This window comes from Pseudomonas sp. PAGU 2196 (assembly GCF_022179005.1).
GTDB lineage: Bacteria > Pseudomonadota > Gammaproteobacteria > Pseudomonadales > Pseudomonadaceae > Aquipseudomonas > Aquipseudomonas kermanshahensis.
In genome coordinates, this window is sequence record NZ_BNTL01000014.1 from 161,145 (window position 1) to 175,959 (window position 14,815).

20 protein-coding genes are annotated in these 14,815 nt (G+C 63.0%); 10 read left to right on the plus strand and 10 right to left on the minus strand.

The genetic code is table 11. The annotated features are described in order from the left end of the window. Nucleotides 1–68 precede the first annotated feature (68 nt). The 4 genes from MFF34_RS14700 to MFF34_RS14715 all read left to right on the plus strand — a co-directional run bounded on the left by MFF34_RS14700 (nt 69) and on the right by MFF34_RS14715 (nt 2,116). Nucleotides 69–956, plus strand: coding sequence for an EamA family transporter (locus tag MFF34_RS14700; RefSeq protein ID WP_238214900.1), 888 nt, complete (start codon nt 69–71; stop codon nt 954–956). Nucleotides 957–1,017: 61 nt separating this feature from the next. Then, nucleotides 1,018–1,338, plus strand: coding sequence for a YbjQ family protein (locus tag MFF34_RS14705; RefSeq protein WP_027594788.1), 321 nt, complete (start codon nt 1,018–1,020; stop codon nt 1,336–1,338). Nucleotides 1,339–1,477: 139 nt separating this feature from the next. Then, nucleotides 1,478–1,666, plus strand: a complete 189-nt coding sequence (locus MFF34_RS14710; RefSeq protein WP_027594789.1) for a hypothetical protein — start codon at nt 1,478–1,480, stop codon at nt 1,664–1,666. Nucleotides 1,667–1,810: 144 nt separating this feature from the next. Further along, nucleotides 1,811–2,116 carry a hypothetical protein gene (locus tag MFF34_RS14715; protein ID WP_027594790.1) on the plus strand — a complete coding sequence of 102 codons (306 nt, stop codon included), beginning with the start codon at nt 1,811–1,813 and terminating at the stop codon, nt 2,114–2,116. A gap of 46 nt (nt 2,117–2,162) precedes the next feature. Here the strand turns inward: MFF34_RS14715 and MFF34_RS14720 are convergent, their stop codons facing one another. Then, the gene (locus MFF34_RS14720) at nt 2,163–2,495 is read right to left on the minus strand and encodes a hypothetical protein (RefSeq protein ID WP_027594791.1); all 333 of its coding nucleotides are present in this window, start codon (nt 2,493–2,495) and stop codon (nt 2,163–2,165) included. Between the two features lie 324 nt (nt 2,496–2,819). Continuing rightward, complete coding sequence (gene ampC, locus MFF34_RS14725; RefSeq protein WP_238214903.1) at nt 2,820–3,962, minus strand: class C beta-lactamase; 1,143 nt, start codon at nt 3,960–3,962, stop codon at nt 2,820–2,822. Between the two features lie 119 nt (nt 3,963–4,081). On the opposite strand from ampC, the gene MFF34_RS14730 reads away from it, so the two are divergent. Beyond that, nucleotides 4,082–5,074, plus strand: coding sequence for a bile acid:sodium symporter family protein (locus MFF34_RS14730; RefSeq protein WP_238214905.1), 993 nt, complete (start codon nt 4,082–4,084; stop codon nt 5,072–5,074). Nucleotides 5,075–5,253: 179 nt separating this feature from the next. Here the strand turns inward: MFF34_RS14730 and MFF34_RS14735 are convergent, their stop codons facing one another. Both MFF34_RS14735 and MFF34_RS14740 read right to left on the minus strand, forming a co-directional pair. After that, entirely contained in the window at nt 5,254–5,847 is a 594-nt protein-coding gene (locus tag MFF34_RS14735) for a DUF4157 domain-containing protein (RefSeq protein WP_238214907.1), read from the minus strand. Continuing rightward, nucleotides 5,834–6,397 (minus strand): TetR/AcrR family transcriptional regulator, encoded by a 564-nt coding sequence (locus tag MFF34_RS14740; RefSeq protein WP_238214909.1) that lies wholly within the window; start codon nt 6,395–6,397, stop codon nt 5,834–5,836. Before MFF34_RS14740 ends, MFF34_RS14735 begins: the two co-directional genes overlap by 14 nt. An 89-nt stretch (nt 6,398–6,486) precedes the next feature. Between MFF34_RS14740 and MFF34_RS14745 the strand changes: the two genes are divergently transcribed. Both MFF34_RS14745 and MFF34_RS14750 read left to right on the plus strand, forming a co-directional pair. Further along, nucleotides 6,487–7,218 (plus strand): SDR family oxidoreductase, encoded by a 732-nt coding sequence (locus MFF34_RS14745; protein ID WP_027594796.1) that lies wholly within the window; start codon nt 6,487–6,489, stop codon nt 7,216–7,218. Between the two features lie 28 nt (nt 7,219–7,246). Beyond that, nucleotides 7,247–7,861 (plus strand): 2-hydroxychromene-2-carboxylate isomerase, encoded by a 615-nt coding sequence (locus tag MFF34_RS14750; RefSeq protein WP_238214911.1) that lies wholly within the window; start codon nt 7,247–7,249, stop codon nt 7,859–7,861. Here MFF34_RS14750 and MFF34_RS14755 read toward each other — a convergent pair. From MFF34_RS14755 to MFF34_RS14775, 5 genes are all read right to left on the minus strand, one after another. Beyond that, a complete protein-coding gene (locus MFF34_RS14755; RefSeq protein ID WP_238214913.1) occupies nt 7,834–8,133 on the minus strand; it encodes a hypothetical protein in 300 nt (99 codons plus the stop codon). The genes MFF34_RS14750 and MFF34_RS14755 overlap by 28 nt on opposite strands. A gap of 2 nt (nt 8,134–8,135) precedes the next feature. Continuing rightward, nucleotides 8,136–8,681, minus strand: coding sequence for a cupin domain-containing protein (locus MFF34_RS14760; protein WP_027594799.1), 546 nt, complete (start codon nt 8,679–8,681; stop codon nt 8,136–8,138). A 79-nt stretch (nt 8,682–8,760) separates the two neighbouring features. Beyond that, a complete protein-coding gene (locus MFF34_RS14765) occupies nt 8,761–9,966 on the minus strand; it encodes an MFS transporter (protein ID WP_238214914.1) in 1,206 nt (401 codons plus the stop codon). 85 nt (nt 9,967–10,051) lie between these two features. Further along, on the minus strand, nt 10,052–10,585 hold the full coding sequence (locus tag MFF34_RS14770; RefSeq protein WP_085273489.1) for a cytochrome b: 534 nt from the start codon (nt 10,583–10,585) through the stop codon (nt 10,052–10,054). Then, the gene (locus MFF34_RS14775) at nt 10,582–11,634 is read right to left on the minus strand and encodes a catalase family peroxidase (RefSeq protein ID WP_238214915.1); all 1,053 of its coding nucleotides are present in this window, start codon (nt 11,632–11,634) and stop codon (nt 10,582–10,584) included. The genes MFF34_RS14770 and MFF34_RS14775 overlap by 4 nt, the downstream gene beginning before the upstream one ends. Before the next feature lie 124 nt (nt 11,635–11,758). Here MFF34_RS14775 and MFF34_RS14780 point away from each other — a divergent pair, with 124 nt between their 5' ends. Together MFF34_RS14780 and MFF34_RS14785 are read left to right on the plus strand one after the other, a co-directional pair. Next, nucleotides 11,759–12,280 carry a sigma-70 family RNA polymerase sigma factor gene (locus tag MFF34_RS14780; protein WP_238214916.1) on the plus strand — a complete coding sequence of 174 codons (522 nt, stop codon included), beginning with the start codon at nt 11,759–11,761 and terminating at the stop codon, nt 12,278–12,280. Next, nucleotides 12,277–13,029: an anti-sigma factor gene (locus tag MFF34_RS14785; protein WP_238214917.1), complete on the plus strand. Its 753-nt coding sequence runs from the start codon at nt 12,277–12,279 to the stop codon at nt 13,027–13,029. The genes MFF34_RS14780 and MFF34_RS14785 overlap by 4 nt, the downstream gene beginning before the upstream one ends. A gap of 143 nt (nt 13,030–13,172) precedes the next feature. Here the strand turns inward: MFF34_RS14785 and xthA are convergent, their stop codons facing one another. Further along, on the minus strand, nt 13,173–13,985 hold the full coding sequence (gene xthA / locus MFF34_RS14790; RefSeq protein WP_027594805.1) for an exodeoxyribonuclease III: 813 nt from the start codon (nt 13,983–13,985) through the stop codon (nt 13,173–13,175). 163 nt (nt 13,986–14,148) lie between these two features. Between xthA and MFF34_RS14795 the strand changes: the two genes are divergently transcribed. Then, nucleotides 14,149–14,799, plus strand: a complete 651-nt coding sequence (locus MFF34_RS14795; protein ID WP_027594806.1) for an N-acetyltransferase — start codon at nt 14,149–14,151, stop codon at nt 14,797–14,799. Nucleotides 14,800–14,815 lie beyond the last annotated feature (16 nt).

Sequence of the window (14,815 nt, forward strand, 5' to 3'; positions counted from 1 at the left end):
TCCCTGGAAAAGGAATAGCCTTATGCTGTAACGAAATATGTCTAGAAAGCCTGAAGAAGGATGTCGCAATGCCGCTCAAGGACCTGCTGATCGCCCTGGTGGTGATTGTTGCGTGGGGAGTCAACTTCGTGGTCATCAAGGTCGGCCTGGATGGCCTGCCGCCGATGCTGCTGGGGGCGTTGCGCTTCTTGTTGGTGGCCTTCCCGGCGGTATTGCTGGTGAAGCGGCCCAAGCTACCGTGGCGCTGGCTGATCGCTTATGGCGCGACGATCTCCTTGGGGCAGTTCGCCTTCTTGTTCCAGGCCATGTACAGCGGTATGCCGCCGGGGTTGGCGTCGTTGATCCTGCAATCCCAGGCATTCTTCACCTTGGGTTTCGCTGCGTTGTTCCTGGGTGAGCGGTTGCGCCTTGCCAGCCTGCTGGGGCTGCTGGTGGCGGCCAGCGGGTTGGCGTTGATCGGCAGTGAAGACGGCGGCCATGTGCCTATGCTTGCGCTGCTGTTGACCCTGTGCGCGGGCGCGATGTGGGGCGTGGGCAACATCATCACGCGGCGTTTCGGGTCGGTCGACCTGGTGGCGCTGGTGATCTGGGGCGGGCTGATTCCACCGTTGCCATTCTTGGCTTTGTCGTGGTGGCTGGAAGGGCCTGAGCGCATCGGCCATGCCTTGGCCAACATCGGTTGGAACTCGGTACTGGCGTTAGCGTACTTGGCATTCGTCGCCACCATGCTCGGCTACAGCCTGTGGAGCAAGCTGTTGTCGCGCCACCCAGCGGGCAAGGTCGCGCCATTCTCGCTGCTGGTCCCCGTGATTGGCTTGAGCTCCTCGGCCTGGTTGCTGGGGGAACGCCTGACCGTGTTGCAGGGGTGGGGCGCGTTGCTGGTGATGGTCGGGCTGCTGGTGAATGTGTTTGGCGCGAAGATCGGCCAGCGGTTACGTGCGGCCAGCGCCTCCTGACGCCGGGCTGCCAGTGCTCTGTTAGAATTGGCGCTTTTCGCCAGGCCAACGGAGCACTTTCATGATCATCTCCACCACCAGCCAGCTCGAAGGCCGTCCGATTGCCGACTACCTGGGCGTCGTCAGTTCTGAGTCCGTGCAGGGCATCAACTTTGTGCGGGATTTCTTCGCGCGTTTCCGCGACTTCTTCGGTGGCCGTTCACAAACCCTGGAGAGCGCACTGCGCGAGGCCCGCGAACAGGCTACCGAAGAGTTGAAAGCGCGCGCTCGGCAGTTGAATGCTGATGCCGTAGTCGGTGTGGATTTCGAAATCAGCATGCCATCGGTGCAGGGTGGCATGGTCGTGGTGTTCGCCACCGGTACGGCAGTCCGCCTGAAGTAAGGCCATGTGCCACTGGTCGGGCGTAAAGCGTTTGGCCAGGCAGTCTGCAAATGACCAGCTAGTCTCACTTTTACCGGCCGCGTTCACCTAGGCAATCCATCTGCTTGCCGGCGCGACCACCACTGGAGGGAGACTGGGCATGAGCGAATCCTTTTTTGAAGACCTGAACGACGCATTCCCGATCAACAGCCAGGTGCGTTGCGGCCAGTCGGCATTCCGTCTGGGCTTCGCCAACATGACGCTGGATGATTCGGAACAGCTTCAGCCTGCACATCTGCAGCGCACCAAGAAGGGCCGCTTCATGCCGCGGGTTCCGCTGAAAAAGTGATCCCGCTCCAGCAACCCCGCCAAACGGCGGGGTTTTTATTGCCATTCGTTGACGCTGCTCATGGCATCGCTGGGTTGCGCTCGCCGGGCTTGCGAAGATGTGGTTTTCTGGCGCGGCATTTCAGCAAACGGAGATTGAACGCTCATGCGAGTCAGGGAAGAGACCTATTGGCAGTGGGCCGACGCTCAACTGCACAGCCGCAGCCACGATGAAGCACTCAGTGACGGCACCACGCTGGATGTGCAGGTGCGGTTGTCGCGCCTCGGCGCCACCCAGTTGTTCCTCGGTGTGTACGCCGGCAATGGCCGGGCAGTGCTGGAAGAGTATTACCCCTCACGCCCTGGCGAGACCATGACCCGTGCGCTGGTTTGGGGCGTCGAGCGGGCCCGGGCACTGGCTACCGGCGCCTTGCCGCTGCCAGCCATGGCGCAACCGCGTAGGCGCGCATGAAAAAGCCCGGCCTTTTGGGGCCGGGCTTGAGGGTGCGGGTAGCCACTCAGTTGAGCGGTTCGATCACCTTGACTGCCTGCCGCTCACGGGCGGCGGGCCATTCTTGTTGCAGGGTCTGCAGCACGCGGCCAACGAACTCGGTGTCGGCAGCGGCCTTCTTGCCAACGTAGCCTTGGCCACGGCGGTAGACCTTGAAGCGTGCACGCATGCTGGGCAGGTGCTCTTCGAATTCAGCTTCGATGGTGTTCGGTGGCAGGCGGTCGAGACGCACCTCACCGGTCTGGCTGACCCACAGCAGATGGTCGTCGAGGCTGTCCTTGCGCACGGCGAACAGCTGGGCCAATTGGTCGATTGTGGGATTGTTGTTCAAGTTCATCATAAAGCCCCCATTACCCATTCGTAGGTGATTTTCACAGTTGGCGCTACCACGGTGTAGCGCACTACCAAGGCTGCTACAGCAGCATCGCAACAGGGGCTTTCACACGCTGCCTTTTGGACAGTTCCCTCTCCACGGACGGCCTGCGTTACCGCGCAAGCCGTCTGGAACACCCTTGCCACCGCTCCCGATCGGGGAGACGACTCAATCATGCCCAAGCGCGATGAACGGCGTCAACAGTTTTGTAGTGAATATTTTTAGGCACTACATTTTTGTCATGTTGTTCGACAATCCAAGCGCTGGCCGGCGTAAAACCGGCCGCTGCCTTCACAGCCCCTCAAGAATCTGGAAGGCCGCACGCACGCGGGCTTCGTTCGGATAATTACGGTTGGCCAGCAACACCACGGCCATGTTTTTGGCAGGAATAAAAGCGGCGTACGCGCCAAAACCACTGGTTGCGCCGGTCTTGTTGTACCAGGCCTCACGCAGGGCAGGGCTGGCAGGGACGAGGCGGGTGGTGGCCTGAGGCTCACGGATCAGGCGAGGGCTGTTGCCATCGATCAAGGTGCCTAGCGCAACCGGATAAGGGTAATGCTCCCAGCCAAGGCCTTGGGTCATGGCGCCGACCTGGAAGTAGCCCTTATGGGTGATCGCGATGGCGTTTTGCAGTGCAGCGGGCAGGCCGTCTGGCTGCATCTGCAGGCGCACGTAGCGCAACATGTCGCTGGCGCTGGTCTTGATGCCATAGGCTTCATCGGCATAAGGGCCTGGGCTGACGCGTACCGGGCGGTCTTCTGCGTCGTAGCCTTGGGCATAAAGCCCTTGGGCGCTGGCGGGCACCTGCAGGTAGGTGTGTTTCAGGCCCAGTTGCACCAGCAGGCCCTGGCTCATCAGCTCCGCGAAGGGTCGCTGCTGCGCGCGTGCCGCCAAATCGCCGAACAGGCCCAGGCTTGGGTTGGAATAGCAGCGCTGGGTGCCCGGCGCGGCGCGAGGCTTCCAGTGGCGGAAGAAGTCCACCACCTGTTGCGGCGTCTGCACTTCATCGGGGAACTGCAACGGTAGGCAATCGGCGCTGTAGGCCCCCAGTTCCAGCACGCCGGCGTCTCCCAGTGGCACCCCGGCCAGTGCGGGCTGATAGCGTTTTGCCGGGGCCTGAAGGTCCAGTTTGCCTTCGGCGCTGGCCAGGGCAGCGAGGGTAGCCGTGTAGGTCTTGCTCAACGAGCCGACCTCGAACAGGGTGTCTTGGGTAACCGGCGTGCCCTCGGCCTTGCTGGCCACGCCATAGTTGAAATAGTGCGCCTGGCCGTGGGCGTACACCGCCACGGCCATGCCGGCGATGCCTTGCTCTTGCATCAGTGTGCGGATGAGGGGGTCGACGCGTGCTTGCAGCGTGTCGTCAGCCTGAGCGGCTGCGTGGCCCATGGCGAATGTGATGGCGGCAGCAAGTGCGGCCAGGCGAGGGAGCAACATGGGCAGGTCCTTTGTGGGGTTGTGTCCGTTCATCGACACCTGTGGGGGTTCCGGCGTTAGCGAAGAAAAGCCGCAGACCTTATCGTCTGCCCTTGCACAATGACAAGACGGAACCTGTGATGAAGTATTTGCGGATGTTATTCGACAATTTCACCCTGGCGCTGCTCGGGGTGGTGCTGATCGCCACCGTGCTGCCCTGCTCGGGTGACGGTGCAGTGTATTTTGGCTGGCTGACCAACCTGGCCATCGGCCTGCTGTTCTTCCTGCACGGCGCCAAGTTGTCGCGCGAAGCGATCATCGCCGGGGCCGGGCACTGGCGCCTGCACGCGTTGGTGTTCTCCTGCACCTTTGTACTGTTCCCCTTACTGGGGTTGGCGTTCAAGCCGCTGTTCGTGCCGCTGGTTGGCAATGAGCTGTACCTGGGCGTGCTGTACCTGTGTGCATTGCCGGCCACTGTGCAGTCAGCCATCGCGTTCACCTCCCTGGCCCGCGGCAACGTGCCGGCCGCCATTTGCAGCGCTGCCGCTTCGAGCCTGCTGGGCATCTTCCTCACGCCGCTGCTGGTGATGATGTTGCTGGGCGCCAGCGGTGACACCGGGTCGGGGCTGGATGCCGTACTGAAAATCACCCTGCAGCTGCTGGTGCCCTTCGTGGCCGGGCAGATCGCACGCCGCTGGATCGGCGCATGGGTCAAGCGCAACGCGCGCTGGCTCAAGGTCGTGGACCAGGGGTCGATCCTGCTGGTGGTGTACACCGCGTTCAGTGAAGCGGTGGTGACGGGCCTGTGGCACACGGTATCGCCACAGCACCTGGCGGGGCTGTTCGTGGTCTGCGGGATTTTGTTGGCGGTGGTGCTGTATGGCACCCGTTTCCTTGGCAAGGTGCTGGGCTTTGACCTTGAAGACCGCATCACCATTCTGTTCGCCGGTTCGAAGAAGAGCCTGGCGACCGGCGTGCCGATGGCTCAGGTGCTGTTCGTGGGCAGTGGCATTGGCGCGATGATTTTGCCGCTGATGCTGTTCCATCAGATCCAGTTGATGGTGTGCGCGGTGCTGGCGCAGCGTTATGCCAGCCGTGAGGATGTGGGTGAGAAGGCCACTGTATCGTCTTGATAGACAAGGGGTATAGGTAATGCTGACTGTGTGAGAGCGACTGTCTTGTGGTGCTTGTTCCGGCCTCTTCGCGGGCAAGCCGCTCCCACAGGTGACTGCGCAGGTTCGGACCTTGTTATCTTCATCAAATATCTACTAAGTCAGGTAGTTATGTATTGTTCTTGAGGTTCTTTGTCATATCACCGGGCCTGGCCGGAGCTGCGCGCTCTTAACGCCTTGGCAACCTCCGCCTCTATCTTGTAGGCCGGGCCTTCCAACTCATTGAAGTCACGCGTGTAGCGCCGGGCGAACTCATCGACGCCTAATGCCTGGTATTGCTGCACGTGCTTGAGCTCGTGCGCCCACAGCGCCACATTGTCTTCTGCATCGCTGGCGTGGCGGAAGATGATCGTGTCGATCAGTGTCACGGCATTCACATCGGGGTTTTGCAGCATCGCGTTGGCTGCGCTCATCTGCTGTTCATCGCCAACCCTGAAGCGCGCGGCATTGAGCACGGCAAAGTCATACCAGGGTTCGAGCTGGGCGCGGATGTGTAGCGGGATCGGCTCACTGCCGCTGGCGTTGGCTTCGTCACGGGCCTGGCGCAACGCGTAGGCCAGGCTGGTTGAGGCCATGGCTTCGACGTCCTTGAGGATCTGCCCGGCCTGGCCTGGGTCGACCGGCGCACAGAAACAGCCCATCAGGCAGACTTGGTACTGGCCCGGAGGGCAGGTCTGTTCAGCAAACACGGGCACGCTCAAAAACAAGCCAAGCAACAGGTTAACGGCTTTCATTCAAGGCCTTTTCGACGAAGCTGCGGCTGGCATCGAGTACTTCGGACTGCACGGCTTCGCTGGCGAGCATGCGCCCGATCAGCAGCGCACCGACGCACTGGCTGATCAACACCCAGGCCAGTTGTTCATCCTCCAGTGTTGTGCTCCAGGCTTTGTGCAGCTCGACCAGCCAATGTTCGGCCACCTCACGCACCGGTTGATCTGCCCGGGCGATTTCCACCCCAAGCGGCGGCAAGGGGCAGCCCTCTTCGGCATTGTGCAGGTGGGCCAGGCTCAGGTACTGCTGCAGGCAACGGCCAAGGCGCTCGCGGCTGGCACCTTGGCTGGCCAGGCGCGCCAGCGGGCTGTTGCACAGTTCCTGGCGAACGACTTCGGTGAACAGGTCATCTTTGGAAGGGAAGTGATTGTAAAAGGCACCTCCGGTTAGCCCGATGGCTTTCATCAGCCCGGCTATGCCAGTGCTGGTGAAACCGCCGCGTTTGGCCAGTGCACCGCTGGTGGCCAGCAGCTTTTCGCGGGTTTGTTGCTTGTGGTCGCTGGTATAGCGCATTCAATTGCCTCTGCGCGCTTGGCTTGACGATGGGGGTGATCATAACATAGCGTTCGTTTACTAAACGATCATTCACCAAAGGGGCGCACATGACTCAACCACAAAAAGTAGTGCTGGTGATCGGCGCAGGGGATGCCACGGGGGGCGAGATCGCCAAGCGCTTCGCGCGGGAGGGCTACGTGGCCTGCGTCACTCGCCGTCAGGCGGACAAGCTGCAACCGCTGCTGGACGAGATCCGCGCCGAAGGTGGCCAGGCTCATGGCTTTGGCTCCGATGCGCGTAAGGAGGAAGAGGTGGCCGCGCTGGTTGAAACCATCGAGCGCGATATCGGCCCAATCGAGGCGTTTGTCTTCAATATCGGCGCCAATGTGCCTTGCAGCATTCTCGACGAAACGCCGCGCAAATACTTCAAGATTTGGGAGATGGCCTGTTTTGCCGGGTTTCTGACAGCGCAGGCGGTGGCTCGGCGCATGGTGGTGCGTGAGCGCGGCACGATTCTGTTCACAGGCGCTACTGCAGGTACCCGTGGCGCTGCTGGCTTTGCCGCATTCGCCGGTGCCAAGCACGGCTTGCGGGCGTTGGCCCAGAGCATGGCGCGTGAGCTGGGGCCGCGCAATATCCATGTCGCCCATGTAGTGGTGGATGGGGCAATCGATACCGCGTTCATCCGCGACAGTTTCCCCGAGCGCTACGCCCTCAAGGACCAGGATGGCATTCTCGCCCCGGCCCATATTGCCGACAGCTATTGGTTCCTCCACGCCCAACCGCGAGATGCCTGGACATTCGAACTGGACCTGCGCCCCTGGATGGAACGCTGGTAAGCCCCCTCATCGACCAAGGACCGTACCCATGACCAAGACCGTCGAATTCCTCTTTGACCTCGGCAGCCCCGCCAGTTACCTGGCGTGGACCCAGCTGCCGGGTATCTGTGACCGCCATGGCGCGGCGCTGCATTATCGGCCCATGCTGTTGGGTGGGGTATTCCAGGCCACCGGCAATGCCTCGCCGGCAATGATCCCAGCCAAGGGCCGCTACATGTTTACCGACCTTGCACGCTTCGCAGCGCGCTATGGTGTGCCGTTTGGGCTTCCACCGGGCTTCCCGATGAATACCCTGATGCTGATGCGCGGTGTAATCGGCACACAGTTGCAAGCACCGGAGCGCTTCGAGGCACTGTTGCGGGCATTGTTCAACGGCCTGTGGGCCGAGCGACGCAACCTGGGTGACGCGGCGGTGTTGCAGCAGACGCTGGAACAGGCCGGCTTTGACCCTGCCGCGCTCACTGCCCTGGCAAGCGACGCGCAGGTGAAGGCGGCCCTGAAGCAGGCGACGGAGGAAGCCGTTGCGCGCGGTGTATTTGGTGCGCCGACCTGCTTTGTCGGTGATGAGATGTTCTTTGGGCAAGACCGCCTGGATTTTGTCGAGGACGCGCTGCGTCAACCGGCCAGGCGTGCTTCCAGCTGAGTGCGTTCCCACAGGCTGAGCAGGTCGGTGGGATTGGTGCCGTAGCGGTGCCAGTCTTCAAGGCCGGCCTGATCACCGTTGGGGGCCACGCACTGGACGCATTGAGCAAGGCCTTCTGCATCCACGGCCAAGGTCAACTGCCAGCCTTCGATCAGCACATCGACCAGCCCTTCGGCGCGCTGGGCGGTGATGTGCACGGGGTGGACGCCCAGGGCTGCGTCACGCAAGCGCTGATACGCGGCCCGTGTGTTCACGGTGCCTGGGCGGTTCACGGTCAGAAGTTCGCCGGCGTGTTGGCGCTGATGATTTCGGCCTCATCCTGGCCAATGTTCTTGAAGCTGTGCGGCAGGGTAGTGGGGATGTAGTAGCCATCACCCGAATTGAGCACGCTGACTTGGCCATCGACCCACAATTCGACGGTGCCGCGGGTGACCAGGCCGCACTCTTCGCCTTCTGCATGCACGATCGGCTCGCCCGAATCGGCGCCGGGTGCGTACAGTTCACGCAGCATGCGCATCTGACGGGCCTCGACACTGGCACCTACCAACAGCATGCGCAGGCCGTTACGGCCCAAGTCTGGCTGCTCGCTGGCGCGGAACACGAAGCGCTCTTCCCGCACCGGCTCGTCGAAGCTGAAAAACTCCGCCAAGCTCATCGGGATCCCTTCGAGCAGTTTTTTCAGGGAGCTGACCGAAGGGCTGACGCGGTTCTGTTCGATCTGCGAGATCGTCGAGTTGGTCAGCCCGCTGCGGCGGGCCAGTTCCCGTTGGGAGAGGTTGTTGCGTTCACGCACCAGTTTGAGTCGCGTCCCCGTGTCCATAGCCGCCTTGTAATCAGAGGTGTCAAAAATAATGAGCGACGCATTAAAACACACTCTGCACGCTTGCGCGCTGTGCTTATCAGGCACGCGGTTCGCGTGGCATCGGCCATAGCCCGACCAGCAGCAACAGCGCGGCTACCGCCAGGAACGGCAAGCGCGGGTCAAGGGCATACACCAGGGTGCCGGCCAGTGGCCCGATCACCGCGCCCATGCCTTGGGCGGCGCCGATCGAGCCCGCTGTGGCGCCTTGTTCCGAGGCCTGCATGGCATTGGCCGCTAGCGCCGAAAACGCCGGGAACACAAAGCCCATGCCGGCCGCAGCGACGAAGAAGCACGCCCACAGCCAGGGCGCGGTGGTCGCCAGCGCACCGCAGGCAAAGCCCACGGCCGACACGCTGGCGCCCACCCGGATCATCTTCAGCGGCGGCCATTCCAGTTGGCGCAGCACCACTTGGGCCAGGATCAGCGCCACACCGACCGTGGTCAGGGCAATGCCGGCGACCTGAGCCGCGTCCGCCGGGCCCAACTGCAAGCGGTCCAGGGCGAAGAACCCGACAATGATCTGTGACACGGTGACGCTGAGCATGGCGCTGAAGGCCACCAGCAAAGGCCGGCGCAGCCGGGGGTCGCTCAGTTGCACAGGGCTGGGCGCATGGGTGTGCGCCAGCGCTTGTGGCTTGAGTGTGAACAGCAACACGAAGAACGCGGTGGCCGGCAGCAGCGACATGAGGTGGAACGGCAGGCTCAGGCTGTAGCGCGCGAGCAGGGCGGCCAGTGCCGGGCCCAGCACCAGGCCGACCGCGTTTGCCGCGCCCAGTGAGGCCATGGCGCGGGCTCGGCGCTGCGGTTCGACATGGTCGGCGATCAGTGCATTGCAAGCCACTGGAATGGCGGCGTAGAAGGCGCCGATGCAGCCGCGTGCGAGCATGAGGCCGATAAAGGCCAGGGTTGCGCCCGGCATCCAGCGCAGCGCGCCTTCGACGAACACGCACAACAGCCAGTAGGCCACGGTGAAGCCTGCGCTTCCCAGCAGCAGCACGCGGCGGCGGCCAAGCCGGTCAGCGGCGCGGCCCCACGGGCGTGCCAGCAGCACCCAGACCACCCCGGCGACGGTAACAGCGGCACCGGCCTGCCAGGTGGCCATGCCGAGCTGGCGAGCGATTGGGCCTATCAGGGCAACGAAGGCCATCATCGACATGGTGCAGGCCATGTTGGCCAGCAGCAGTGGGCGTAAGTCCAGCGTGCTGGCAGGCACGAGAGTGGCAGGATCCTTTGCGACGTTCATGGGCAGTCCAGAGAAGTTCAGCGATAAGTGCGCCGATCTTAGTAAGCATTATTATCGATTGTCGAACACCCTGAACTGCACCGACTTATTCGCTGCGACGCAGAGGGCCAGGCCACATGCTACGCAAGACGCCGTCGCGGCGCACCAAAGCGTGCATCAGCGCTGCGCCCAGGTGCACCAGGATCGTCGCGAACAGCAGGTAGCCAGCCCAGCCGTGGGCTTGTCGCAGCACGGCATACAGCTGCAGGTCGTGGGGGGCGATTGCCGGCAATTGCAGGGGCCGCGGGTAGCCGCCGGCCGATAGCATGGCCCAGCCCAGCAGTGGCATGGCTAGCATCAGGCCATAGAGCAGCACATGCGAGGCACCGGCGGCGAACCGCTGCAGCGGTGGCAGGTCGCGTGGCAGCGGTGGGTGTGGCAAGGCTAAACGCAGGCCGATACGCAACACCACCAGTACCAGCAAGGCCAGGCCCGTGGCCTTGTGCAGGCTGAGCAATACGGGGTGGCGCAGTGACAGGTCGCTGACCATGCTCACACCAATGAACAGCATGGCCACAATCAACACCGCCATCAGCCAGTGCAGCAGGCGGGCGAGGGGGTGGAAGGCTTCAGGTTTCATGGGCGGGCTCCAGTGCCGAGCGATTCACGGCTGCGGCGGTTGAACGATTCCGAATAGGCGGCGGATCGGGCGGCCAGAATCGGGTCGGCAGACGCTTCGATGCCGTGGGGCAGGATCAGCGGGTCGAAATTAAGGTCGCGACAAGCACCTTGCTCAGGCGCGTCGACCTGTTCGAGCACAAGCGTGCCGGCGTCTACGCTGCGCCGTTGCGCAGGCCATGGGCTGGCCGGGTTGTCCACGGCGTCGCCAGGCTCGGCCAGGACCAGGCGCAGGGTCCAGCGCAGCGGCCCTTGGGCCAGGCGCTGTTGCAGGTCGTGCTGCAAGTATTGTTTGTCGTCAACCTGGCCTGGCAGGGCGGTGAACGGGGTTTGCGGCTCCAGTTGCCAACGTACCGGCTGGGCCGCGCCGGCGGCGTCGATCAGGCGGAAGGCATTGATGCTGTGATACTGGGTACTGGCGAAACTGTTGCTTGGCTTGTAGCTCGCCGCCCACTGGCGGAACGCCGCGCTTTCGGGGTGGGCGGCAAAAAACGCTTGTTGCCTGGCCGGGTCCGGTTTGCCAGTGGCAGGGTCTGGCGTACTGGCCAGGACTTGTTCATAGAACGCCTGCGGCGTACCCACCGCCAGCACCGGCGGGTTGTTCATGCCGGTACGCCAGACTTGCCCATCGTCAGTGCTGAGCTGAAGCGCCAGGCTGCGCACCGGGATTGCCGTGTCCGGCGCGAACGGGTTGGCGCCGCCAATGGCAAAACGGCCGATAACCGGCACGCGTTCCTGGCTGAACACGCGGGCCGTGGACAGGCTGGCAGCCTGCCCGCTGGCCTGGAAGTAGCCCGAGACACAGAGGCCTTTTGCGTGGTTCTTGCGGTAGCCTGGGTAGTGCCCGGCCTGGGCCTCGAAGGTGTCGATGATGCGCTTTGGCGTCAGTTCAGGTGCGCCGATCCAGCCGGCGGCATAGGCAAAGCCTGCGCCGGCAGCCAGCATGACAGCGCCGATGGCCGCCAGGCGCAGGGCCTTGGCGGGGCCGTGCAAAGGTGAGTTCATGATCATCGTCCGGTTCTGTGAAGGTGCCGGTACGACGCTGCAGGGAAAAACTTATTCCCTCGGCGGGAATAGATTTTGTAACCGGGCGTCTGCCTCTTACACTGACAACCCCAGAGGCCGGGACATAGCCATGCACGATCTGGACGAACACCAGTGGCGCGAGCTGCTGGCACGTTTGCGCCGCTTTGCCTTGTGGTTGACGCGCGAACCGGGCAGCGCCGACGACCTGGTGCAGGCCACCGTCGAGCGAGCCTTGAGTCGCCAGGGCCAGCAACGTGAAGCTGAGGCGCTGCGCGCCTGGCTGTTCACCATCCTTTATCGGCTGTTTCTTGACGGCAAACGCCGCGACCGCCTGCATGCCCGTTGGCTGTCCTGGTTCGGCCGCGCCGAGGTGGAAAGCGAGCCCGTTGGCGGCAATATCGAAGACATCGTGCTGGCCCAGGCCGACCTGCGTGCCTTTGCTCGGCTGTCGGCGGAGCAGCGTGCTTTGCTGCTGCTGGTGAGCATCGAAGGTTTGAGTTACAAAGAGGCCGCCCAGGCCTTGGGCATCCCTATCGGTACCGTGATGTCGCGCTTGTCGCGCGCCCGCAATGCCTTGCGCGAACTGACCGAGGGCAACCCTCAACCCCCGGCCTTGCGGAGACTGAAATGACACGCCTGATCCCCACAGAAGATGAGTTGCATGCCTACATCGATGAGCGCCTGACGCCTGCCCGCCGGGCAGAGGTAAAGGTTTGGCTGGCGGCCAACCCGCAGGAAGCGGCGCGGGTCGAGGGCTGGCGCAGCGATGCGCGGCGGCTGCGTGTGGCGCTCGCCGGCCTGGGTGAGCAGCCGGGGGGTGCGCAGCTAGATCTGGGCCAATTAAGGCAGCGGCTGCGCCAGCGTCGTCAACGGCGTTGGGCATCGGCGGCAGTGCTCGTGCTGGCGATTGGTGTGGGTGGTTTGGGCGGTTGGCAGGCGCGGGATGCGATGTTGGCCAGGGTCGATCTGCCCATGGCCGATGCGGTCCAGGCTCATCGGCTGTTTGCCGGTAGCGAGGCGCTGGATATCCAGGCCAGCGACCCGACTCAATTGCGTGACTGGTTGGGGCGCCATTTTAGCCGGGTAGGCCAGTTGCCGGACCTGGCGGGTTACGGTTTCAGGCCGGTGGGCGCGCGGTTGCTCAGCAACGAGCAAGGGCCTGCGGCGCTCCTGGTGTTTCAGGATGGCAAAGGGGAACGCATCAGCCTGTTTCTGCGCTCGCCGGGTGAGCGTTATGAACGCATGCCCGAGGGGCAGCGGGTTGATGGGCAACTGGAGGCACGGTACTGGTCGCATGGGGCGTATAACTTTGCGTTGGTCAGTGCGGCGGACGATACGCGTGGGGCGGGGGTAGGGGAGGCGTTGCGGTTGGGGTTGTAGGGTGATGGTGATGATTTGGTTGAGTGGGTGTGGGCAGCCAGGTGTAGGGCATTGGATTTACAGCGCCTGTGAGATCGAGCGCCGCCCGCGCGGCGCTCGATCCCACAGGCGCTATAACTCCAATGCCTTACACCTGACCAGGGTCAGCTCAACTCCAGCCAGATCGGTGCATGGTCCGACGGCTTTTCCATCCCGCGCAACTCATAATCCACACCCGCCGCCTTGATCCGCGGCACCAGGTGCTGCGACGCCATGATCAGGTCGATGCGCAGGCCACGCTTGGGTTCATCCTCGAAACCGCGGCTGCGGTAGTCGAACCAGCTGAAGCGGTCGGCCACGTCCGGGTGCAGGTGGCGGAAACTGTCGACCAGGCCCCAGCCTTTAAGGCGCTCCATCCATTCGCGCTCTTCCGGCAGGAAGCTGCATTTACCGGTCTTGAGCCAACGTTTGGCGTTGTCCGGGCCGATGCCGATGTCGCAGTCCTGGGGCGAGATGTTCATATCGCCCATCACCAGCACCGGCTGGTCGTTGCGGAACTGGTTTTCGAGCAGGGCTTGCAGGTCGCTGTAGAAGCGCTGCTTGGCCGGGAATTTGGTGGGGTGGTCGCGGCTTTCACCCTGGGGGAAGTAGCCGTTCATGATGGTGATCGGGTTGCCGTCGGCATCGGCGAAGGTGCCCCAGATGAAGCGGCGCTGGGCGTCTTCCTCATCGGTGGCAAAACCCTTGTGCAGGCTCAGCGGTGCCTGGCGCGACAGCAAGGCGACGCCATAGTGGCCTTTCTGGCCGTGGTAATGCACGTGGTAGCCCAGTGCCTGGACATCGGCCAGAGGGAACTGATCGTCGCTGACCTTGGTTTCCTGCAGGCCGATCACGTCAGGCTGATGCTTGTCGATCAGCGCCGCCAGTTGATGCGGGCGAGCTCGCAGGCCGTTGATGTTGAAACAGACGATCTTCATGGAAAGACAATCCCGGTAAAAGCCGCGATGCTAGCCGACATCGCGCGTCATCACCAGCATGGCGGGTTCGGGGTGCTGCTGCTAACGTGCTGTAGGGGCTGAACGATGCGCGGTGGAGCACACTCCAAGGCATTGCAAGCCCATTCCAGGAGGACTGCCCGCAATGCCCGAAACCACTGCCACGCCGGCGCGTATCTGCCAACTTGACGACGGCTACAGCCGTGAGGCGCGTTCGCTGCTGTACAACGCCTACCGCCATGAACCTACCTTTGCTTACATTTTCGAGGCGCAGCGCCCAGGCTATGAGCGCCGCCTGCGCGTGATGGTGCGTGAATGGGTCCGCCAGCACTTTTACCTGCAACTGCCGGCCATTGGCCTGTTGCTGGATGACCGCTTGATTGCCCTGGCCCTGATCGTGCCGCCGCTGCGCAGGCTGGGGGTGGCCGACAGTTGGGCCTGGCGTTTGCGCATGATGCTGGGTACCGGCCTGCGCTGCACGCGACGCTACATGGACTACCAGGCGGCATTGGCCAGCTGCTTGCCTACAGACCAAGTGCACGTCTTGCCTCTACTGGGCGTGCACCCGCAATTTCAGGGGCGCCAGTACGGTGAGCAATTGTTACAAGCTGTGCATGACTGGTGCGCGGAAGACCCCAGCACCCAGGGCGTCGTGCTGGACACCGGCAATGAGCACTACCTGGCTTTTTACCAGCGTCAGGGTTATGAGGAAATTGGCGAGGTTGCCGTAGGGCCGATCCGAGAAAGGGTGTTCTTCCATCCCAACCCCGTGTCTTCAACTTCCGCTTTTGCCTGACAAGCCGCCAGACGGC